This is a genomic window from Polaromonas sp. YR568 (genome assembly GCF_943369415.1).
Lineage (GTDB): Bacteria > Pseudomonadota > Gammaproteobacteria > Burkholderiales > Burkholderiaceae_C > Polaromonas.
The window spans coordinates 38,193-58,606 of record NZ_CALRNF020000029.1; the positions used below are offsets into that span (position 1 = coordinate 38,193).

Annotated in this window: 18 protein-coding genes; 16 read left to right on the plus strand and 2 right to left on the minus strand. The window is 66.5% G+C overall.

Annotated elements, in window-relative coordinates:
* Positions 1-265 precede the first annotated feature (265 nt).
* The 6 genes from ACLV74_RS17840 (at position 266) to ACLV74_RS17865 (ending at position 7,549) form a co-directional block, all read left to right on the plus strand.
* Positions 266-1,309 carry a rod shape-determining protein gene (locus ACLV74_RS17840; protein ID WP_007872262.1) on the plus strand — a complete coding sequence of 348 codons (1,044 nt, stop codon included), beginning with the start codon at positions 266-268 and terminating at the stop codon, positions 1,307-1,309.
* Between the two features lie 62 nt (positions 1,310-1,371).
* On the plus strand, positions 1,372-2,295 hold the full coding sequence (gene mreC, locus ACLV74_RS17845; RefSeq protein WP_411880749.1) for a rod shape-determining protein MreC: 924 nt from the start codon (positions 1,372-1,374) through the stop codon (positions 2,293-2,295).
* On the plus strand, positions 2,292-2,810 hold the full coding sequence (gene mreD, locus ACLV74_RS17850; protein ID WP_411880750.1) for a rod shape-determining protein MreD: 519 nt from the start codon (positions 2,292-2,294) through the stop codon (positions 2,808-2,810). Before mreC ends, mreD begins: the two co-directional genes overlap by 4 nt.
* 270 nt (positions 2,811-3,080) lie before the next feature.
* Complete coding sequence (gene mrdA, locus ACLV74_RS17855; RefSeq protein WP_411880751.1) at positions 3,081-5,153, plus strand: penicillin-binding protein 2; 2,073 nt, start codon at positions 3,081-3,083, stop codon at positions 5,151-5,153.
* A 429-nt stretch (positions 5,154-5,582) separates the two neighbouring features.
* On the plus strand, positions 5,583-7,052 hold the full coding sequence (locus ACLV74_RS17860) for an ammonium transporter (RefSeq protein WP_411880752.1): 1,470 nt from the start codon (positions 5,583-5,585) through the stop codon (positions 7,050-7,052).
* Between the two features lie 38 nt (positions 7,053-7,090).
* Complete coding sequence (locus ACLV74_RS17865) at positions 7,091-7,549, plus strand: hypothetical protein (protein WP_411880753.1); 459 nt, start codon at positions 7,091-7,093, stop codon at positions 7,547-7,549.
* Between the two features lie 161 nt (positions 7,550-7,710).
* Here ACLV74_RS17865 and ACLV74_RS17870 read toward each other — a convergent pair whose 3' ends face one another.
* Complete coding sequence (locus ACLV74_RS17870; protein WP_411880754.1) at positions 7,711-8,091, minus strand: hypothetical protein; 381 nt, start codon at positions 8,089-8,091, stop codon at positions 7,711-7,713.
* Between the two features lie 123 nt (positions 8,092-8,214).
* On the opposite strand from ACLV74_RS17870, the gene ACLV74_RS17875 reads away from it, so the two are divergent.
* The 8 genes from ACLV74_RS17875 (at position 8,215) to ACLV74_RS17910 (ending at position 16,234) form a co-directional block, all read left to right on the plus strand.
* Complete coding sequence (locus ACLV74_RS17875) at positions 8,215-9,057, plus strand: phosphate/phosphite/phosphonate ABC transporter substrate-binding protein (protein WP_411880755.1); 843 nt, start codon at positions 8,215-8,217, stop codon at positions 9,055-9,057.
* Between the two features lie 249 nt (positions 9,058-9,306).
* Positions 9,307-10,086 carry a crotonase/enoyl-CoA hydratase family protein gene (locus ACLV74_RS17880; RefSeq protein WP_411880756.1) on the plus strand — a complete coding sequence of 260 codons (780 nt, stop codon included), beginning with the start codon at positions 9,307-9,309 and terminating at the stop codon, positions 10,084-10,086.
* 99 nt (positions 10,087-10,185) lie between these two features.
* Positions 10,186-12,042 (plus strand): feruloyl-CoA synthase, encoded by a 1,857-nt coding sequence (locus tag ACLV74_RS17885; protein ID WP_411880757.1) that lies wholly within the window; start codon positions 10,186-10,188, stop codon positions 12,040-12,042.
* 19 nt (positions 12,043-12,061) lie between these two features.
* Positions 12,062-13,312 (plus strand): thiolase family protein, encoded by a 1,251-nt coding sequence (locus tag ACLV74_RS17890; RefSeq protein ID WP_411880758.1) that lies wholly within the window; start codon positions 12,062-12,064, stop codon positions 13,310-13,312.
* A 57-nt stretch (positions 13,313-13,369) separates the two neighbouring features.
* On the plus strand, positions 13,370-14,155 hold the full coding sequence (locus ACLV74_RS17895; protein WP_411880759.1) for an SDR family NAD(P)-dependent oxidoreductase: 786 nt from the start codon (positions 13,370-13,372) through the stop codon (positions 14,153-14,155).
* 5 nt (positions 14,156-14,160) lie between these two features.
* Positions 14,161-14,580 carry an acyl-CoA thioesterase gene (locus ACLV74_RS17900; protein WP_411880760.1) on the plus strand — a complete coding sequence of 140 codons (420 nt, stop codon included), beginning with the start codon at positions 14,161-14,163 and terminating at the stop codon, positions 14,578-14,580.
* Positions 14,581-14,672: 92 nt separating this feature from the next.
* Positions 14,673-15,662 (plus strand): Bug family tripartite tricarboxylate transporter substrate binding protein, encoded by a 990-nt coding sequence (locus ACLV74_RS17905; protein ID WP_411880761.1) that lies wholly within the window; start codon positions 14,673-14,675, stop codon positions 15,660-15,662.
* A 113-nt stretch (positions 15,663-15,775) separates the two neighbouring features.
* Complete coding sequence (locus ACLV74_RS17910) at positions 15,776-16,234, plus strand: MarR family winged helix-turn-helix transcriptional regulator (protein ID WP_411880762.1); 459 nt, start codon at positions 15,776-15,778, stop codon at positions 16,232-16,234.
* A gap of 48 nt (positions 16,235-16,282) precedes the next feature.
* On the opposite strand, the gene ACLV74_RS17915 is transcribed toward ACLV74_RS17910, so the two are convergent.
* The gene (locus tag ACLV74_RS17915; protein WP_411880763.1) at positions 16,283-18,037 is read right to left on the minus strand and encodes a GMC family oxidoreductase; all 1,755 of its coding nucleotides are present in this window, start codon (positions 18,035-18,037) and stop codon (positions 16,283-16,285) included.
* Positions 18,038-18,376: 339 nt separating this feature from the next.
* On the opposite strand from ACLV74_RS17915, the gene ACLV74_RS17920 reads away from it, so the two are divergent.
* Positions 18,377-19,507 carry an MlaE family ABC transporter permease gene (locus ACLV74_RS17920; RefSeq protein ID WP_411880764.1) on the plus strand — a complete coding sequence of 377 codons (1,131 nt, stop codon included), beginning with the start codon at positions 18,377-18,379 and terminating at the stop codon, positions 19,505-19,507.
* A 118-nt stretch (positions 19,508-19,625) separates the two neighbouring features.
* On the plus strand, positions 19,626-20,414 hold the full coding sequence (locus tag ACLV74_RS17925) for an ABC transporter ATP-binding protein (protein WP_411880765.1): 789 nt from the start codon (positions 19,626-19,628) through the stop codon (positions 20,412-20,414).

A 20,414-nucleotide genomic window follows, 5' to 3' on the forward strand; every position in this document is an offset into this window, starting at 1 on the left:
TACGGGAGGAAATACCGGTGAAATGCGGGGCTGAAACGAGGTGTAAAGCTGAAAAAACGCCCCTGCGGGACCCATCGATCCACAGGGGATGCGTTATTATCCCGCCTTTGGTGTGAAATCAAGGCCGGATGCACTCTTTAGGCGCTTTTTAGGTGCCGGAAGCAAGGTTTCGGACGCCTCCGGCCCAACTTCCCCATAATGGCTTACTCAATAAAAAGGCGATGGAGCAGCGAAGTCTGTTCATGCCCTAACCGGACTCTTGCATATGTTTGAAGCATTCCGTCGGTATTTTTCCACCGACCTGGCCATCGACCTCGGTACCGCCAATACCCTGATTTTCGTCCGCGACCGCGGTATTGTGCTGGATGAGCCCTCGGTCGTCGCCATCCGCCACGAAGGCGGCCCCCAAGGCAAAAAAACCATCCAGGCCGTGGGCCACGAAGCCAAGGCCATGCTGGGCAAGGTCCCCGGCAACATCGAGGCCATACGCCCGATGAAAGACGGCGTGATCGCCGACTTCACCGTCACCGAGCAGATGCTCAAGCAGTTCATCAAGATGGTTCACCCGCGCAGCCTGCTCAAGCCCAGCCCGCGCATCATCATCTGCGTGCCCTGCGGCTCCACCCAGGTCGAGCGCCGCGCCATCCGTGAAAGCGCCCTGGGCGCCGGCGCCAGCGACGTCTACCTGATTGAAGAGCCCATGGCCGCAGCCATCGGCGCCGGCCTGCCGGTCTCCGAAGCCAGCGGCTCCATGGTCGTCGATATCGGCGGCGGCACCACCGAAGTCGGCGTGATCTCGCTGGGCGGCATGGTCTACAAAGGCAGCGTGCGCGTCGGCGGCGACCGTTTCGACGAAGCCATCATCAACTACATCCGCCGCAACTACGGCATGCTGATCGGCGAGCCCACCGCCGAGGCCATCAAGAAAAGCATTGGCTCGGCCTTCCCCGGCTCCGAAGTCAAGGAAATGGAAGTCAAGGGCCGCAACCTTTCCGAAGGCGTGCCGCGCAGCTTCACGATCTCCAGCAACGAAATCCTCGAAGCCCTGACCGACCCGCTCAACAACATCGTGAGCGCCGTGAAGAACGCGCTCGAGCAGACGCCGCCCGAACTCGGCGCCGACATCGCCGAGCGCGGCATGATGCTGACCGGCGGCGGTGCCCTGCTGCGCGACCTGGACCGCCTGCTGGCCGAGGAAACCGGCCTGCCGGTGCTCGTGGCTGAAGACCCGCTGACCTGCGTGGTGCGCGGTTGCGGCATCGCCCTGGAGCGCATGGATCGCCTGGGTTCCATCTTCACCTCGGAATAAGCGCAACGCCGTACTTCATGCCGCAGGCCGGGCATGAGGCGGGGCCAGCCTGACAGCGAACCATGCCCTTAGGAACCCTTGACAGATCCCCGCCGCCCTTTTTCAAGCAGGGGCCGTCGGCGCTGTCCAAGCTGATGTTTTTCAGCGCGCTGTCGCTGTTCCTGATGGTCGCCGACACCCGTTTTCGTATCACCCAGCCGGTGCGCGCCGCGCTGGCCACCGCGCTGTACCCGGTGCAATGGCTGGCGCTGCAGCCTGTGCGCGCCGTCAGGGGCGGCGGTGAATACTTCACCACCCTGAACCAGGCCAAGGTCGCCAGCGAAGAGGCCGGCAAGAAGCTGGCGCTGCAGTCGCTGCGCGCCGGCCAGGTCGAGCAGCTCCTGCAGGAGAACAACCGCCTGCGCAAGCTGCTGGGCCTGCGCGAGCAGCTCAACACGCCGGTCATGGCCGCTGAGGTGCTGTACGACGCGGCCGACCCTTACACCCGCAAGGTGATCATCGACAAAGGCATGGCGCAGGGCGTGGACCTGGGCTCGCCGGTGCTGGACGAGTCCGGCGTGCTGGGGCAGGTCACGCGCGTGCACCCGCTGGTCAGCGAGGTCACCTTGCTGGTGGACCGCGACCTGGCGATTCCCGTGCTCAATGTGCGCACCGGCGCGCGCAGCGTGGCCTTCGGCGACCCCACGGTCTCGGGCAGCGGGCTGGAGTTGCGTTTCATGGGCAGCAACTCGGACGTGCAGCAGGGCGACCTGCTGACCACCAGCGGCGTGGACGGCGTCTACCCGGCCGGCCTGCCGGTCGCCAGGATCAGCCGCATCGAGCGGCGCGCCGAGTCGGCTTTTGCGAAAATTTACTGCACGCCGCAGGCGCTGGTGACGGGGGCGCGGCACGTCATGGTGGTCAAGCCCGGCACCGGCCAGATCCCGCCGCGGCCCGAACCCGACGCGCCCGAAGCCACGCCCAAAAAGAAAGGGGCCGCCAAATGATCATGCCCTCCGGCCAGCAACTGCTGCTGCCCGCCAATCCCGTATTTATCTGGAGCAGCCTCATCGTGGCGCTGCTGCTGGACATGCTGCCCCTGGGGCGCGTGCCCTGGATGCCTGACTTCCTGGCGCTGGTGCTGGTGTTCTGGAACGTGCACCAGCCGCTGCGCGTGGGCATAGGCGTGGCCTTCATGTTCGGCCTGGGCATGGACGTGCACCAGTCATCATTGCTGGGACAGCATGCGCTGTCGTACACGGCGCTGAGCTTTTTCGCCACCATGATCCATCGCCGCCTGCTCTGGTTCACGGTGCCTTCCCAGGCGCTGCAGGTGCTGCCGCTGTTCGCCCTGGCGCACGGCGTGGAGCTCGTCATACGCATGATTGGCGGCGGCATCTTCCCGGGCTGGATCATGCTGCTGGCGCCTTTGGTCGAAGCCGTGCTGTGGCCCGTCGTGAGCGTGCTGCTGCTGGTGCCGCAGCGGCGCGCGCCCGACCCTGACCAGAACAGACCTCTGTAATGCCCCCACGGTCGCTCACTGCGTGTAGCTCCCGAGGCCTTGCAGGCCGCGGCTCGCGAGACGCTTCGCCTCTGTCGCCCGTCCAAGCCTGCGCAGGCAGGCTTGGAGCCGCGGGCTCCAGCCCCTTGGGGGCCGCTGCGCCTGCGGTGTGGCAAAGCCAGTCCCGCAGCCCCTGCTGGCCTGGGCGGCTCGCTTCGCATCGCCTTTGCTTTTTCGGGGGTAATCACGCGCCTTGCCGGCACTTTGCGGCGGTTGTAGAGTCGCACCACCATGACTGAGTTGCGCAACGTTGAAGCTGACCTGTCGCGCTTTCGCGCGCGGGTGCTGGTGGCCAGCCTGGTGGTGTTGTGCGCGTTTGCCTTGCTGGCGGCGCGGCTGGTGTATCTGCAGGTGTACCGCCATGCCGACCTGAACGAGCAGGCGGAAAGCAACCGCACGGCCATCGTGCCCATCGTGCCGAACCGCGGCCTGATCCTGGACCGCAACGGCATCGTGCTGGCGACCAACTATTCGGCCTACACGCTGGAGATCACGCCGTCCAAGGTCGAGAACCTCGAGGAAACCATTGCCGCGCTGGAAAAAATCATCGACATCCAGCTGCGCGACAAGCGGCGCTTCAAGCGCCTGCGCGAGGAGTCGAAAAATTTCGAGTCGCTGCCCATACGCACGCGCCTGACCGACGAGGAAGTGGCGCGTTTCGCGGCGCAGCGCTTTCGCTTCCCGGGTGTCGACATCAAGGCCCGGCTGTTTCGCAGCTATCCGTATGGAGAGCTGGGCAGCCACGTGGTGGGCTACATAGGCCGCATCAACCAGGCTGAAAAAGAAAGCATCGAGGACAGCGACGACGAGGGCAACTACCGCGGCACCGACTACATCGGCAAGCTCGGCGTAGAGCAAAGCTTCGAGCAGCAACTGCATGGCACCACCGGCGTCGAGCAGGTGGAGACCTCGGCGGGCGGGCGCGCCGTGCGCAAGCTGGCCAGCAACCCGGCCACGCCCGGCAACACCGTGATGCTGTCGCTGGACATCCGCCTGCAAAAACTCGTGGAAGACATGTTCGGCGACCGGCGCGGCGCGCTGGTGGCCATGGACCCGAAAACCGGCGACGTGCTGGCCTTCGTCAGCAAGCCCACCTTCGACCCCAACCTGTTCGTCGACGGCATAGACACCGAAAGCTGGCAGGCGCTCAACGAGTCCATCGACAAGCCGCTGCTCAACCGCGCGCTGCGCGGCACCTACCCGCCGGGCTCGACCTACAAACCCTTCATGGCCATGGCGGCCCTGCAGACCGGCAAGCGCTCGCCGAGCTTCATCATCAACGACAACGCCTCCTGGACCTTCGGCGGCCACACCTTCCGCAGCCACGGCGACATCGCGCTCGGCTCGGTCGACATGTACCGCGCCATCGTCAAGTCCAGCAACGTGTACTTCTATTCGCTGGCCAACGACCTGGGCGTCGACGCCATGCACGATTTCATGAAGCCGCTGGGCTTCGGGCAGATCACCGGCATCGACATCAACGGCGAGGTGCGCGGCGTGCTGCCCAGCCAGGAATGGAAGCGCAAGGCCTACAAGCGGCCGGAGCAGCAGAAGTGGTACCCGGGCGAAACGATTTCGCTGGGCATAGGCCAGGGCTACAACACCTTCACCATGCTGCAGCTGGCGCAGGCCACGGCGACGCTGGTCAACGGCGGCGTCAAGCACAAGCCGCGGCTGGTCATCGGCACGCAGGACCCGGTCACGCGCGTGATGCACCCGCTGCCGGCCGACCCTCCCGAGGACCTGGGCTACAAACCGGAAAACGTGGCCATCGTGCGCAAGGCGCTGGTCGGCGTGACGCAGGAAGGGACCTCGGCGCGGGTGTTTGCCGGCGCGGGTTACCTCTCGGGCGGCAAGACCGGCACGGCCCAGGCCGTGACCATAGGCCAGAAGGACAAGTACAACGGCGCCAAGATGGAAGAGCACCAGCGCGACCACGCGGTGTACATGGCCTTCGCGCCTGCGGACGACCCCAAGATCGCGCTGGCCGTGATCGTGGAAAACGCCGGCTGGGGCGCCGGGGTGGCCGCGCCTATCGCGCGCCGCGTCTTTGACTATGTGCTGCTGGGCCAGTACCCCAGCGAGGAAGACATGGTGGCGGTGCAAAAAGGCCTGGCCGCCGCGCCCATCGGCCAACCGCGCCAGGCGGCCGAGATGGCCGGTGTGATGTCGGGCAGCAACCCCGCCCCCGGGCCGACCACCGCCGCGGCGGCGGCCGCCGCCAAGGCCAAGGCGGCGGCCATCGCCGAAGCCCTCAGCAAGCTGCCGCCGCCCATGGCCGCGGCCGGCATCAATCCGGACTGAGCCGTCCGGCGCCGTACAAAGGCGGCGGGCATAAAAAAAGCGCTGGGGTTACCAGCGCTTTTTGCAACAGGGCATCTTGTGGAATGCCTTGCCGCTTGTGTACTTATTTCTAGTGGCTCTCTCGTGTCTCCTCGGCTCCTCGCGTTGCGAGCAGCAAGGCTCGTCAGCAAGTCGTCCAATGTAGCCCGCGCACTGACATAGTGCATTGGGGGTTTCCCGCCCCCGGGATTGTGCGGATAGCGCAGGTGCCCTCTGGTGCAGCACGCAAGACCATGGCGCCCGCAAGCACCGTGTGCGCGCATTTGAGCCCAAAAGTACTCAACTACCCGTTTTTCAGCCTTGGCACGACTTATGCCTCTTGAGCCTGGTTGTTACGAATTGTTTGACTGACTGCAAGAAAGGCGGGCGTGTATGCACCGGAAGAGCTTTATGGCGTGGGGCTTGGCGATCTGGGTGGGCATGGCCTGCCAGCAGGCCATGGCGCAGGCTCCGGCAGCCGCGCCGGCCCCCGCCGCGCCTGTGGCAGCCGCCAGCGCGGCGCCTGAGGCCGCCGCGGCTCCCGCAGCGCCGCCGGCCGCCCCTGCGCCGGTGGTGGCCGCGCCTGCGCCCGCGGCAGCCCCCGCCGCGCCGGCGCCCGCGCCCCTCACGCACCCCGGCCTGGTGGGCGCGGAGACCCTTAACGGCGCCGACACCGCCTGGATGATGACGTCCACCGCGCTGGTGCTGCTCATGACGCTTCCCGGCATCGCGCTCTTTTACGGCGGCATGGTGCGCCGCAAGAGCGTGCTCAACGTGATGGCCTGCGTCGTCGCCATCTGCGCCATCGTCAGCCTCTTGTGGTTCGCCGTGGGTTACTCAATCGCCTTTACGCCCGGCAGCGGCGCCTGGGGCCACTACCTGGGCGGCACGGAGCGCTTCTGGTTCACCGGGCTGGACTACGTGAAGGACGCGCAGAAGGTCGCGGTCAGCCACATCGCGCCCAACATCCCGGAATCGGTTTACGCGATGTTCCAGCTGACCTTCGCCATCATCACCGCGGCGCTGGTGGTCGGCGCTTTCGTCGAGCGCATGCGCTTTTCCGCGATGCTGATCTTCATGTCGCTCTGGACGGTCGTCGTCTACGCGCCGATTGCGCACTGGGTCTGGGAGCCCAACGGCTGGCTGGCCCGCATGGGCGCGCTGGATTTCGCCGGCGGCTCGGTGGTGCACATCAATGCCGGCATCGCCGGGCTGGTCTGCGCCTATGCGCTCGGCCCGCGCCACGGCTACGGCCGTGAACCCTTCACCCCCTTCAACCTGGGCCTGACCATGGCCGGCGCCGGCATGCTGTGGGTGGGCTGGTTCGGTTTCAACGCCGGTTCCGCGGTGGCCTCCGACGGCCGGGCGGGCCTGGCCATGGCGGTCACGCACATCGCGGCCGCGGCCGGAGCGCTGTCCTGGATGGCCGCCGAGTGGGCGGTGCGCGGGCGGCCTTCGCTGCTGGGCCTGTGCTCGGGCCTCGTGGCCGGCCTGGTTGCCATCACGCCGGCGGCCGGTTTTGTCTCGCCGCGCGCGGCGCTGGTGTTCGGCGTGGCCGCCGGGCTGGCCTGCTACTGGGGCGCCACGGGCCTCAAGCGCCTGCTCAACGCAGACGACTCGCTGGACGTGTTCGGCGTGCACGGGGTGGGCGGCATCGTGGGCTCGCTGCTCACCGGTGTGTTCGCCAGCAAGACCATCTCCGGCTCGGAAGGCAGTGTGCTGACGCAGGCCATAGGCGCGGGCGCGGTCATGATTTACAGCCTGTTCATGACGGCGCTGGCCTTGTGGGTCACCTCGCTGATCGTCAGCCTGCGCGTCAGCGAAGCCTCCGAGAGCGACGGTCTGGACATCACACAGCATGCCGAACGCCTCGGCACCTGATACGCCGGCTTTTTTTCACCTCTGAAGGACACCCCACCATGCCTTCCAACGAGAAAATCGCCATCGCGGCCCACCTCCACGTCCTGCTGCGCCGCAAGACGGGGCGGGTGACCGACACCGAGTGGATGGCCAGCAACCATGAGTACGCGGCCGAGATCGCGCGCTTTGCGCGCGAGAAAGCGGCCGAAGACGGCCACTACGACCTGGCCGTCTGGGCCGACAAGCTCGAAGAGATCATGGCCGTGCCCGATCCCAAGCCGCGCGTGCCGCTGGTGCAGATGGTGACCGAGGTGGTGAAGGAGCGCACGGCGCCCGTCGTCGCGCCACCGCCCCAGCAAGACCGCCAGAGCGCGCGCTCGGTGGACACCGAGGAAGAGGTCTACCCGGAGTCGGGCTTCATCGAATCCACCTTCGGCGCGATCTTCGGCGAAGAGGGCCACCGCGAGCGCAAGCCGCGTGACCCGAACGCGCCGCGCTACGTGAAAAGCCTGCGCTAGGAGCCTGGGCGGCAGAAGGAGCATCGGCTGCAAAGTGAGCGCAGCGGTCCATTTTTTACCGGCTTTTTGCCCCATAGCTACGGCTATGGGTCTGCAAATCCGGCAAAAACTGTCCTCGCTGGGCTCGCTTTTCGCTTCGATTCCTTCTGCCGCCCAGGCTCCTAGGGTTGCGCTTCGCGCGCGCGGTTCAGCCCGTGCGCCAGCATGTTGCGGGTGCGCGCGCGTATGTTCGCACCGGCCTCCTCCGCAAACGCGGCCACATAGGGGTGGCCCGCGTTGTCCGCCAGGATGCTGCGCTTGACCTGCTCCAGCCCGGCATCGCAGGCGGCCAACGCGGCATCGGCCAGCACAAAGACGGACTGCGCGGGATCGTCTTTCATCGGCCGCAGGGCGTCGCCCGCGCAGCGCTGGTAGTCGTTGATGGCCGCCGCCACCGGGGCGCGGGCAATCGACAGCGGATCATGGCTGGCCTTGGGTGACGAGCCGCAGGCGGACAACACCAGGAGCAGGACGGCGGCCAAGGCGAGGGGCGGATGCTTCATGCGTCGCATTGTGTCATCGCCGCATGCGGCAAGGATGTAAGGAAAACCGATTAAGGGTAATCACAACTGGCCCGCCGCAAACGCAGGCCTTAGCATGCGAATCAATAACCACGAGGGAGCCTTATGTCGCGCACTGTCATCACATCCATGGCATGGACCCTGGCCCTGGCGGCAAGCCTGCTCGGGACCGGCCCCGCGCAAGCCCAGGCCCCGGCCCAGCAACTGGTGCTGGGCATCAGCGAGGGCACCTCGGGCGGCCTGGACCATGCCCAGGTGATCACCAAATACCAGGGCCTGGCCGAAGTGATAGGCAAGGCCCTGAAAGCCAAGGTCAGCGTGGTCTTCGCGCGTGAATTCAAGCAGCTCGAAGAAGGCATGCAAACCGGCCGTTTCGACCTCGTGATGGCCCGCCCCAGCGACTACCCGGCACGCGGCATGCGCGACTACGGCTACAGCTACATCGCCAGCACCAAGCCCGACGGGCAGTGCTTCGTCATCGTGCCCAAGGGTTCCGCGCTCAAAACCATCAATGACGTGAAGGGCCAGCGCATCGCCCTGCCCGAGCAGATTGCCTACATGTCGCGCTTCTGCGCCGCGGAACTGCGCGACAAGGGCATCCTGGTGGACAGGGAAAACGTGCAGTTCGTGCGCGAGCAGGCCGCCGTCGGTTTCTACCTGGACAACAAGTTCGCCGACGTGGGCGGCGTGGCCTCTTATTCAGGCATCGCCAAGAAGTGGGAAAAAGACGGCGGGCGCATCCTGCACAAAAGCGTGGCGCAGCCTTACTTTCCGCTGGTGGCCCACAAGCGCATCAAACCCGAGCAGCTCAAGGCCATCCAGGAGGAATTGCTGGCCCTGCCCGCCAGCGAAGCCGGCAAGGACGTGCTCAAGCGCATAGGCGTAGAGCAGTTCGACACCACATCGGAGCCGCGCATGCGCGAGCTGCTGAAGTGGCTCAACATCTGACCCTTTCCTGATTCAACGCGGTCTCGCTGCACGCGGTTCCGGCGTGCCGCAGAGCCGTGCATCGACCGGCGACGACATGGCGCGGGGCTGAATCCAGGCTGCGCCGCTTGAAGCCGCAGCTGCCTGCGCGTTCCTTTTTGTGACGCCGCACCCTCTCGCGCTCCTAGGGTTTTCACTGCAAAAAAGCCGCCCGGCCTCGTTGTAATGGTTATGATTCATAATCATAATCGGCCTCACTGAAAATTCCAAATGACCCAAAAACACCTTCATCTCGATCTCGATATGCGCGGCGACATTGCCGTGATTCGCCTGTCGCGCCCCGCCAAGCGCAATGCCCTGGGCGATGCCCAGGTGCTGGCCCTGCGCGACCTGTTTGAAAACCTGCCCGCCGCCGCCAGGGCCGCCGTTCTCTACGGCGAGGGCGATCACTTCTGCGCCGGCCTTGACCTCAGCGAACTGCAGGAACGCGACGCCAGCCAGGGCCTGCACCACTCGCGCATGTGGCACGCCGCGCTGGACCGCCTGCAGTACGGGCCCGTGCCTGTGATTGCCGCCCTGCACGGCGCGGTGGTCGGCGGCGGCCTGGAACTGGCCAGCGCCTGCCACATCCGCGTCGCCGACGAAAGCGCTTTTTACGGCTTGCCCGAAGGCTCGCGCGGAATCTTCGTCGGCGGCGGCGGCGCTGTGCGCATCCCGCGCCTGATAGGCACCGCCCGCATGACGGACATGATGCTGACCGGCCGCGTCTACGACGCCCAGGAGGGCGAACGCATAGGCCTGACGCAGTACCTGGTGCCGCAAGGGCAGGCCCTCGACAAGGCGATCGAGCTGGCCGGCCGGGTGGCGAAAAACGCGCCGCTGACCAACTACGCCCTGATGCACGCCTTGCCGCGCATTGCCGAGCAGCCCGCGGACCAGGGGTTCTTCACCGAGGCCTTGATGGCGGCGGTGGCGCAAAGCGCACCCGAGGCCAAGGACCGCGTCAAGGAGTTCCTCGCCGGCAGGGCCGCCAAGGTGAAAAAACCCTGAACGCCTCCGGAAGGCGCCCGGCATGAGGGCCCGCTGAAACAGCGGCGGTGAAGACAAAAGAGACAGAAAAAATAAAGAGACAGAAGAGACAACACCATCATGAGTGCCCCCAAATTTCGCCCCCTGCGCTTTGGCGTGACCCGTGTCGTCCTGCGCGAGGGGCGGCCCGGCGTCCGCTACCTGCGCGCGGACCAGGACCTTGAGAACTACCCGGCGCGGATCACCGACCGCCTGCAGCACTGGGCGCTGACGGCACCCGGCCGCAGCTTCATGGCGCGGCGCGAAAAGCAGGCCGACGGAACGGCGGGCGCATGGCGTCACCTCAGCTACGGCCAGGCCTGGGCGGCGGCCCGCAGTATCGCGCAAGCGCTCCTTGACCGCGGCCTTGGCGCCGAGCGGCCCGTGCTGATACTTTCCGGGAACGACCTGGAGCATGCGCAACTGGCGCTGGGCTGCCTGGTGGCCGGTGTGCCCTTCGTGCCGGTGTCGCCGCAGTACTCGCTGCTCAGCCAGGATTACGACAAGCTGCGGCATGTGATCAAGACGGTGACGCCCGGCCTGGTATTTGCCGCCGACGCCGGCTATGCACGGGCCATCCAGGCCACGCTCGGCGAGGAGGTCGAAGTGGTGCTGGCCGCGGGTCGGATGGACGGGCGTCCCGGCACGCGCTTCGCGGAACTGGCGGCAACGCCGGCGACGGCCTCGGTGGACCGCGCCATGCAGGCCACCGGGCCGGACACCATTGTGAAGTTCCTGTTCACCAGCGGTTCTACCAGGCAGCCCAAGGCGGTGATCAACACCCAGCGCATGTGGTGCGCCAACCAGCAGCAGATGGCGCAGTCCATGCCGGCGTTGCAGGAGGAGCCGCTGGTGCTGGTCGACTGGCTGCCGTGGAGCCACACCTTCGGCGGCAACCACAACTTCGGCATGGTGCTGTTTCACGGGGGGACGCTTTACATCGACGACGGAAAACCCACGCCGGCGCTGATGCACGAGACCTTGAGCAACCTGCGCGAGATCGCCCCCACGGTCTACTTCAACGTCCCGACCGGCTTTGAGGCGATCGCCCAGGCCATGAAGACCGACGCGCAACTGCGGCGCACGCTGCTGTCGCGCGTCAGGATGTTTTTCTATGCCGGCGCCGCGCTGGCCCAGCCGGTATGGGACAGCCTGTATGAATCTCAGGAAAAAGAAATCGGCGAGCGCATCGCCATGGTGACCGGCCTGGGCATGACCGAGTCCGCGCCCTTCGCCATCTTTGTCACCAGCCCCGACGTGAAAGCCGGCGACCTGGGCGTGCCCGCGCCCGGCATGGAGCTGAAACTGGCCGCCGTGGACGGCAAGACCGAGGTCCGCTACAAGGGCCCCAACATATCGCCCGGGTACTGGCGGGCGCCGCAGGAGACGGCGCAAGCTTTCGACGACGAAGGATTCTTCTGCACCGGCGATGCCGTCAGGTGGATTGACGAAGGCAACATCCACCTCGGGCTCAAGTTCGACGGGCGGATAGCGGAAGACTTCAAGCTCGCCACGGGTACTTTTGTCAGCGTGGGCCCGCTGCGCGCGAAGATCGTCGCGGCGGGAGCGCCTTATGTGCAGGACGTCGTCCTGACGGGCATCAACCTCAAGGAAGTGGGTGCGCTGGTTTTCCCAACCCCCGCGGTGCGCGCGCTGGCCGGGCTTGCGCCTGAAGCGCCTCTGCGCGAGGTTCTCGAATGCGAGCAGGTCACCAGGCATTTTCAGGAGTTGCTGGACAGGCTCGCGCAGAACGCCACCGGAAGCGCGAGCTGCGTCAGCCGGCTGCTCCTGATGCACGAGCCGCCTTCCTTCGACAAGGGCGAGGTCACCGACAAGGGCTCCATCAACCAGCGCGCCGTGCTCACGCACCGGGAGGCGCTCGTTGCGGCCCTGCACGACGACACCGCGCATCCCATCGTCAAACCCGCCAGGCGCTAAACCGGACACATAAACCATCATGCAGCCCAAAGGATTCTTCAGCGCTTTTCAGGACGTCTGGATGCTGGACGGCATTCGCACGCCCATGGTCGACTATTGCGGCGCCCTCGGCCATGTGTCGCCGACGGATCTCGGCATCAAGGCCGCGCGCGCCGTGCTGCAGCGCGCCGGCGTCGGCGCCGGGGACGTCGATTCGGTGATCGCCGGCAACATGGCCCCGGGCGACTTCGAGCAATTCATGCTGCCGCGCCATATCGGCCTGTATGCCGGGGTGCCCGTCGAGGTCCCGGCCATCATGGTGCAGCGCATCTGCGGCACCGGCTTCGAGCTGTTCCGGCAGGCCGGCGAGCAGATCCAGAGCGGCGCGGCCAGCGTGGCGCTGGTCGTCGGCGCCGAAAGCATGACCCGCAACCCGATCGCTTCCTTCGAGCACCGCACCGGCTTCAAGCTGGGCGCGCCGGTCGGTTTCAAGGACTTCATGTGGGAGGCCCTCAAGGACTCGGCCGCCGGCATCGACATGATCCAGACCGCCGAAAACCTCGCCAGGAAATACGGCATCACGCGGGAAGCAGTCGATGAGTTTGCGTCCGGCTCATTCGCCAAGGCCGTGGCGGCGCGGGAGGCCGGCTTTCACGCGGGTGAAATCGTGCCGGTGGTGAGTGAAAAGTTCGAGCTTCCCGGCTATGCCACGCGCGGCATCCGCCTGCAGGGCAAGGCCGTGGAAGTCGCGCACGACACCCATGCGCGGCTGTCTCCCGTTGAAGTGCTGGCCCAACTCAGGGCGGTTCATGCCGGCGGCGTGCAAACCGGCGGCAACAGCGCGGCGCTGGTGGACGCGGCCGCCGCGGCCGTGGTCGCCTCCGGCGCCTACGTGAAAGCCCGGAGCGCCAAACCCCTGGCGCGTGTGGTGGCCGCAGCGGTGGTCGGTGTGCCGCCCGAGATCATGGGCATAGGCCCGGCCCCCGCGATCCGCCTGCTGCTGGCGCGCTGCGGCCTGACGCTGGACCAGGTCGGCCTTTTTGAAATCAACGAAGCCCAGGGCGCGCAGACGCTGGCGGTCGCCCGCGAGCTGGAGCTGGACCTGCGCAAGCTCAACGTCAACGGCGGCGCGATTGCCATGGGCCATCCCCTGGCGGTGACCGGTGTGCGCCTGACGATCACCGTCGCGCGCGAAATGCAGCGGGCAGGCGTGCGCTACGGCATTGCCTCGGCCTGTGTGGGCGGCGGCCAGGGCATTGCCCTGCTGCTTGAAAACCCGCAAGCCGCATGAGCCTGCCGTGCCAATGGCTGCCAAGAAAACATCATCAACAGATTCTGGAGAGCTGACATGGACATTCAAGGACTCGCGGCACTGGTGACGGGTGGCGGCTCGGGGCTGGGCGAAGCCACGGCCCGGGAACTCGCGCGCCTGGGCGGAAAGGTCGCCGTGCTGGACATCAACTTCGCCAATGCGGAGAAAGTCGCCGCCGCCATCCGCGCGGACCATGGCCCCGGCGCAGCGATGGCCTGCCACTGCGACATCACCGACGGCGCCAGCGTGCAAGCCGCGCTGGACCAGGCCGCCGCCGCGCACGGCCCGGCGCGTATCCTGATGAACATCGCCGGCATAGGCTCGGCCAGGCGCATCGTGGCCAAAGACGGCACGCCGGCGCCGCTGGAGGATTTTGCGAGGGTGATCACCATCAACCTGGTCGGCAGCTACAACGTGAGCCGGCTGTTCGCCGCCGCCTGCGCCAGGCTGGCGCCGCTGGAGGGCGGCCAGCGCGGCGTCATGATGTTCACCGCATCGGTCGCCGCCTTCGACGGCCAGGTCGGGCAGCAGGCCTACAGCGCCTCCAAGGCCGGGCTGGCCGGCATGACGCTGCCCATGGCGCGCGACCTTGCGCAGCACGGCATCCGCGTCTGTACGGTGGCGCCCGGCCTGTTCGCCACGCCGCTGATGGCGCAGCTGCCCGAGGCGGTCCAGGCTTCGCTGGCCGCCAGCATTCCGTTTCCGCCGCGCCTGGGCAAGCCCGAAGAGTTCGCCCAGCTGGCCGTGCACATCGTGCACAACGACCACCTGAACGGCGAAGTGATCCGCCTGGACGGGGCGCTGCGCATGGCGCCAAGGTGAGCGGCATGGAAAAAACCGTGGTCTACGAAGTGGACGTCGCTTTCGGCGACTGCGATCCCGCGGGCATCGTGTTTTTCCCCAACTTCTCGCGCTGGATGGACGCCGCGTCGCTGAATTTTTTCGCCGCATGCGGCGTGCCGCCCTGGCGCGAACTGGTCAAGACCACCGGCATCATCGGCACGCCCCTGCTGGAGATCAACACCCGCTTCAGCCAGCCCGCAACCTATGGAGAGACCTTGCAAATCCACACCAGCGTGCAGGAGTGGCGGGACAAGGTTTTTATCCAGAACCACGTGATCCGGCGCGGCGACGAGCTGATTTGCGAAGGCCGGGAAACCCGCGCTTTCTGTATTCGCCACCCCGACAACACCGGCCGCATGAAGGCCATTGCCGTGCCACCCGACATCCGCCGCCAATGCAGTTGAACGGGCGCAACTGACGCGCCGGAGTGTCCGGCTTTGGTGCCCGGCGGTTTTTTGCTTTTCGACCCGTGAACTTACCTACCAGGAGACATCTCATGCAAACACGTCGTCATTTCATGCAGACCGCCGCGGCGCTTTCAGCGGCCGCACTCGCGCCTTTCCCGGCCCTGGCGCGGGCGCTCGAGCAGGTGAAAATCCTCTACGGCTTCCCGGCCGGCAGCGCGGGCGACATCTGCGCGCGCCGCGTGGCCGACCGCTTCGGCGGCACCGCGTATTCCAGGAACAACGGCGTCATCGACACCCGGACAGGCGCGGGCGGCCGGATCGCGCTGGAGGTGCTCAAGACGGCGCCGGCGGACGGCTCCGTGCTGGCGATGACGCCATCCTCCTGCCTGTCGCTGTACCCGCACATCTACAAAAAACTGTCTTACGACCCCTTCGCGGACTTCGTCGCGGTAGGGACCGCCTCCATGATCCACCACGGCCTGGCCGTCGGGCCGCTGGTGCCGGCCTCCGTCAAGACCGTGCAGGACTTTCTCGCCTGGGCCAAGGCCAATCCCAAGGATGCCAGCTACGGCTCGCCCGCCGCCGGATCGACCCCGCACTTCATAGGCGCCTTGCTGGGCCTGAACAACCAGGTGGAACTCAAGCATGTGCCTTACCGCGGCTCGGTGCCCGGCGTGACCGACCTGGTCGGCGGCCAGCTCGCCGCGATGGTGACGCCGCACGGCGATTTCATCCCCAACTACAAGGCCGGCAGGCTGCGCATCCTGGCCACCTCCGGAAAGCTGCGCTCGCCCTTCGTGCCCGAAGTGCCCACCTTCGCCGAGCAGGGGTTCGCCGACCTGACGGCGGAAGAATGGTTTGGCTTCTACGCGCCCGCGAAAACGCCCGCCGACATGGTGGCCGCGGCCAACGCCGCCATCAATGCCGCCATCCAGGACAAATCCGTCATCGACTCGCTCACGGTGGTGGGGCTGATTCCCTACGGCGGCACCGCGGACGACATGGCGTACAGCCAGAAGCGCGAATTCGAGCGCTGGGGCCCGCTGACCAAAAAAGTCGGCTTCACCGCGGAGTCCTGACGCGCGGCGGGGGGCGGCCGGTCGGGGCGGGCGGCATTGGCATAATCGGGGCTAGCCTGGCCGCATGCCTGTGCCAGAAGCGTCGCCGGACAAAGAAAGCGCCCCGATCTCCTATGCCTGTGTCGTCCAAACCCGCTCCGGCGGTAGAGGAGGTTGATACCTCCTACCTCGAAACCCTGGTGGGCTACAACGCCACGCGTGCATCCCTCAAGGTCATCGAGTTGTTCATGAAGCGCATGGCGGTCTATGACCTCAGGCATGTGGACTTCTCGATTCTGTCCCTGATCACGCACAACCCCGGCATCACCTCGCGCCAGCTGTGCGGCGCGCTGAGTATCCTGCCGCCCAATCTCGTCGGGAAAATCGTCACGCTCGAAAAGCGCGAGCTGGTGCACCGCAAGCCGCATCCGCAGGACGGCCGTGCCGTGGGGCTTTACCTCACCGACGCGGGCGAGGCCCTGATGCGCGAGGCCGAAGGCACCGCTTTCGACCTGGAATCCGAGGCGACCCAGCGCCTGAGCGCCGCGGAGAAAAAGACGCTCATGCGCCTTCTGCAGAAAATCTACCGCTGAACCTCGCGGCCCTGGTGAAGGCGCTTCGGCGCCTGCGCAGTCCCTGGCTCAGATCCCGGCCTGAATCCAGGCCGCCGCTTTCTCCGCGATCATCAGTGTCGGCGAGTTGGTGTTTCCGCTGGTGATCAGCGGCATCACACCGGCATCGACCACGCGCAGGCCGCGTATGCCGCGCACCCTGAGGTGCGAATCGACCACCGCCATCGGGTCGCTGTCCGGCCCTTCCGTGCGCCCCATCTTGGTCGTGCCCACCGGGTGGAAGATGGTGGTGGCGATGTCGCCGGCCAGCCGCGCGAGTTCCTCGTCCGTCTGGAACTGCACGCCCGGCTTGAACTCCTCGGGCTGGTATTTGGCCAGCGCGCTCTGGCCCACGATCCTGCGCGTCACGCGCAGCGAATCGGCCGCCACCTTGCGGTCTTCGGCCGTGCTCAGGTAGTTGGGCGCGATCGCCGGCGCGTCCTCGAAGCGGCCGCTCTTGATGTGCACCGTGCCGCGGCTGGTCGGGTTGAGGTTGCAGACACTGGCGGTGAAGGCGTTGAAGCCGTGCAGCGGTTCGCCGAAGGCGTCCAGCGACAGCGGCTGCACGTGGTATTCGATGTTGGGGTAGGGCTGGTCCGGCGAGCTGCGCGTGAAGGCGCCCAGCTGCGAAGGCGCCATGCTCATCGGGCCGGTCTGGCGCAGCGCGTATTCCAGCCCGATGCGGGCCTTGCCCCAGAACGAGGCTGCCATGGTGTTGAGCGACAGGCCCCAGGCCTTGGCCCCCGGCGCGCCCTGCACCTTGTAGACCGAGCGGATCTGCAGGTGGTCCTGCAGGTTGGCGCCCACGCCGGGCAGGTCCTGCAGCACCGGGATGCCGTGTTGCTGCAGCAGGGCGGCCGGGCCTATGCCCGAGAGCTGCAGGATTTGCGGCGAGCCTATGCTGCCCGCGCACAGGATGACTTCCCCCATGCGGCCCGAGTCGCGCGTGGAGCGCGCCGTGATCCGCTCGTCGCCGGCCCACACCTCCACACCGGTGCAGCGCTGGCCGCCGTCGGCCTGCGGCTCGATGACCAGCTTGCAGACCTGGGCGTTGTTCCAGAGTTCGAAGTTGGGCCGGCCGTAGCAGGCCGGCCGCAGGAAGGCCTTGGCCGTGTTCCAGCGCCAGCCGTTTTTCTGGTTGACCTCGAAGTAGCCCACGCCCTCGTTGTCGCCGCGGTTGAAATCGCCGGTGGCGGGTATGCCGGCCTGCTGCGCCGCTTCGGCGAAGGCGTCCAGGATGTCCCAGCGCAGGCGCTGCTTCTCAACACGCCATTCGCCGCCGGAATTGCGGTGCCGCAGCACCTGCTGGTAGGGCTGGCTCTTGTCCTGCATCAGCTCGGGCGCCACGCCGCGCGCGCCGTGCATCGCGTCGGCGCCCTTGTGGTGGTCTTCATGCAGCTTGAAATGCGGCAGCGAGTTTTCCCAGCGCCAGGCCGTGTCGCCGGTCAGCTGCGCCCACTGGTCGTAGTCGCGCGCCTGGCCGCGCATGTAGATCATGCCGTTGATGCTGGAGCTGCCGCCCAGCGTCTTGCCGCGCGGGTAGCGCAGCGCCCGGCCGTTCAGGCCCGCGTCCGGCTCGGTGTTGTAGAGCCAGTCGGTGCGCGGGTTGCCTATGCAATACAGGTAGCCCACCGGGATGTGGATCCAGTGGTAATCGTCCTTGCGGCCCGCCTCGATCAGCAGCACGCGCTTGGATGCGTCGGCGCTCAGGCGATTGGCCAGCAGGCAGCCGGCCGTGCCGGCGCCGATGATGATGTAGTCAAAAACCTGGCTCTCGTCTTGCATGAATGTCTTGTCTCTGGTGTTCGGCCGTTGTTCTTGGGGGCGCCGGGTGGCGGCAGCGGGCGGCGCCGCTGCCTGCCGCATGGTGCCAGCCCAGCCTAACGCGAGACTGACCGCCGCGCCTTGGCCCGATTGTGGCAAAACCCCGGCGGCCGCACGGCGGGGATTACCCCCGCTGGCCGCCCGGCGGCACGGCTCTGGCGTCTCTTCCAATACCGCTGTAGGACCAAGGCGACAGCGCTTGGAGAGGGCCATCATTTATGTTTTCAGCAGTTACCATGGCAATTTTGTGTTTCGCGCGTTTGAAGACCGCCGGCTCGCGCCTGGCTACACCGAATGCTTATGGAAGATTCCACGCCCCGCATCGAACAGCAGGACACGCCGCAGGGCCGGCTGTTTGTCGTGCAAGGTGCGTGGACGGCGGCCGGCCTCACCTCCAAGGATGTCTGGGAAGCGCTCACCGCACAGTTGCGGGAGCTGGGCGATGGCGCCGGCTCCCCGGCCGGCTGGAGCCTTGAGCAGATCGGCAAGCTGGACCACCTCGGCGCGCAAGTGCTGTGGAACCACTGGGGCCGCAACTGGCCGGCGCAACTGCAGGCCGAGCCCAGCCAGCGCGCGGTGCTGGAAACCGTCGCCAAATTCAACGCCGAACCGCCCAAACCCCGCAAGTCCGACTGGACCGAGCCCTTCATCGTGCTGGGCACCCGTGTGCTGCGGCTGGTCGACCACCTCAAGGGACTGGTGCGGCTGATCGGGCAATTGCTGCTGGACATCATCCGCCTGGTCCGGCGCCCGCAGGAGGGCCCATGGCGTGACCTGTCCGGCCACCTGTTCCACATCGGCGCCACCGCGCTGCCCATTACCGCGCTGGTGGGTTTTTTGATCGGCGTGGTGCTGGCCTACCTGATCTCGCAGCAGCTCAAGCAGTTCGGCGCCGACGCCTTCATCGTGAACATCCTGGGCATTTCGCTGATCCGCGAACTCGGCCCGGTGCTGGCCGCCATCCTGATCGCCGGGCGCAGCGGCTCGGCCATCACCGCGCAGATCGGCGTGATGCGGGTCACGGAAGAGCTCGACGCCATGCGCGTCATGGGCATTCCGCGCGGCTTCCGGCTGGTCATGCCGCGCGCGCTGGCGCTGGCCGTGGTCATGCCGCTGATCAGCGTCTGGACCACCATCGCCGCCTTGCTGGGCGGCATGCTGGCTGCCAACGTCTCCATGGACATCACGCCGTCCTACTTCATCAACTCGCTGCCGGCCGCGGTGGAGGTGGCCAACCTTTCGCTGGCCACCGCCAAGTCGGTGGTGTTCGGCGTGCTGATCGCGCTGATCGGCTGCCACTACGGCCTGCGTGTGAAGCCCAACACCGAAAGCCTGGGGCAGGGCACAACGGCGTCGGTGGTCACCTCGATCACCGTCGTAATTCTGGTTGACGCGCTGTTCGCCGTCCTGTTTAAAAGCGTCGGCATATGACTACGGCCCCCACGTTCGCCCACTGCGTGTGGCTCTCTGTCCCCCCGAGGGGGCTCGTTTTCCTTGGGGCGGCCCGGCGGAAAACTGCATTCTTCAAAACACCTTCGGCGTTTTCCTCATGAGTGATCCCATCGTCGAGATCAAAAAACTCTGGACCGTGTTCCCCAACGGCGAGAAGAAATCCGTGGTGCACAAGGACCTGGACCTCACTGTGGAGCGCGGCGAGGTGCTGTCCCTGGTCGGCGGCTCGGGCACCGGCAAGACGGTGCTGCTGCGCCAGATGCTGGGGCTGGAGAAGCCAACCCAGGGCGAGATCACCGTGCTCGGCCGGCCGGCGGCCGAACTCGGCAAGCGCGGCGCGGCCAGCCGCGTCGGCATGCTGTTCCAGCAGGGCGCGTTGTTCTCGGCCTTCACCGTGCTGGAGAACATCGCCTTTCCGCTGCGCGAACTCAAGACCCTGCCGCGCCCGCTGATCTACGAGGCGGCCATGGTCAAGCTGCAGATGGTGGGCCTTTCGCCCGAGACTGCCGACAAGATGCCCAGCGACCTGTCGGGCGGCATGGTCAAGCGCGTGGCGCTGGCGCGCGCCCTCATCATGGACCCGCCGTTGCTGCTGCTCGACGAGCCCACCGCCGGGCTGGACCCGGAAAGCTCCGACAGCTTCGTCTCGCTGCTGCGATCGCTGCACCGCGACATGGAGCTCACGGTGGTGATGGTGACGCACGACCTGGACACGCTGTTCGAGCTCAGCACGCGCATCGCGGTGCTGGCCGACCAGAAGGTCATCGTCAACGACGTTCCCAAGGAAGTGGTGGCCTTCCCGCACCCTTTTATTCACGAATTTTTTCTCGGAGAAAGGGGTCAGCGCGCAATGGAGCTATTGCGCGAATACCCTTTCACAGTCTAG

What these genes read in the sequence shown, in the direction of transcription:
- ACLV74_RS17840 (WP_007872262.1), top strand. Translation starts at nt 266, where the DNA reads ATGTTTGAAGCATTCCGTCGGTATTTTTCCACCGACCTGGCCATCGAC.
- mreC (WP_411880749.1), top strand. Translation starts at nt 1,372, where the DNA reads ATGCCCTTAGGAACCCTTGACAGATCCCCGCCGCCCTTTTTCAAGCAG.
- mreD (WP_411880750.1), top strand. Translation starts at nt 2,292, where the DNA reads ATGATCATGCCCTCCGGCCAGCAACTGCTGCTGCCCGCCAATCCCGTA.
- mrdA (WP_411880751.1), top strand. Translation starts at nt 3,081, where the DNA reads ATGACTGAGTTGCGCAACGTTGAAGCTGACCTGTCGCGCTTTCGCGCG.
- ACLV74_RS17860 (WP_411880752.1), top strand. Translation starts at nt 5,583, where the DNA reads ATGGCGTGGGGCTTGGCGATCTGGGTGGGCATGGCCTGCCAGCAGGCC.
- ACLV74_RS17865 (WP_411880753.1), top strand. Translation starts at nt 7,091, where the DNA reads ATGCCTTCCAACGAGAAAATCGCCATCGCGGCCCACCTCCACGTCCTG.
- ACLV74_RS17870 (WP_411880754.1), bottom strand. Translation starts at nt 8,091, where the DNA reads ATGAAGCATCCGCCCCTCGCCTTGGCCGCCGTCCTGCTCCTGGTGTTG.
- ACLV74_RS17875 (WP_411880755.1), top strand. Translation starts at nt 8,215, where the DNA reads ATGTCGCGCACTGTCATCACATCCATGGCATGGACCCTGGCCCTGGCG.
- ACLV74_RS17880 (WP_411880756.1), top strand. Translation starts at nt 9,307, where the DNA reads ATGACCCAAAAACACCTTCATCTCGATCTCGATATGCGCGGCGACATT.
- ACLV74_RS17885 (WP_411880757.1), top strand. Translation starts at nt 10,186, where the DNA reads ATGAGTGCCCCCAAATTTCGCCCCCTGCGCTTTGGCGTGACCCGTGTC.
- ACLV74_RS17890 (WP_411880758.1), top strand. Translation starts at nt 12,062, where the DNA reads ATGCAGCCCAAAGGATTCTTCAGCGCTTTTCAGGACGTCTGGATGCTG.
- ACLV74_RS17895 (WP_411880759.1), top strand. Translation starts at nt 13,370, where the DNA reads ATGGACATTCAAGGACTCGCGGCACTGGTGACGGGTGGCGGCTCGGGG.
- ACLV74_RS17900 (WP_411880760.1), top strand. Translation starts at nt 14,161, where the DNA reads ATGGAAAAAACCGTGGTCTACGAAGTGGACGTCGCTTTCGGCGACTGC.
- ACLV74_RS17905 (WP_411880761.1), top strand. Translation starts at nt 14,673, where the DNA reads ATGCAAACACGTCGTCATTTCATGCAGACCGCCGCGGCGCTTTCAGCG.
- ACLV74_RS17910 (WP_411880762.1), top strand. Translation starts at nt 15,776, where the DNA reads ATGCCTGTGTCGTCCAAACCCGCTCCGGCGGTAGAGGAGGTTGATACC.
- ACLV74_RS17915 (WP_411880763.1), bottom strand. Translation starts at nt 18,037, where the DNA reads ATGCAAGACGAGAGCCAGGTTTTTGACTACATCATCATCGGCGCCGGC.
- ACLV74_RS17920 (WP_411880764.1), top strand. Translation starts at nt 18,377, where the DNA reads ATGGAAGATTCCACGCCCCGCATCGAACAGCAGGACACGCCGCAGGGC.
- ACLV74_RS17925 (WP_411880765.1), top strand. Translation starts at nt 19,626, where the DNA reads ATGAGTGATCCCATCGTCGAGATCAAAAAACTCTGGACCGTGTTCCCC.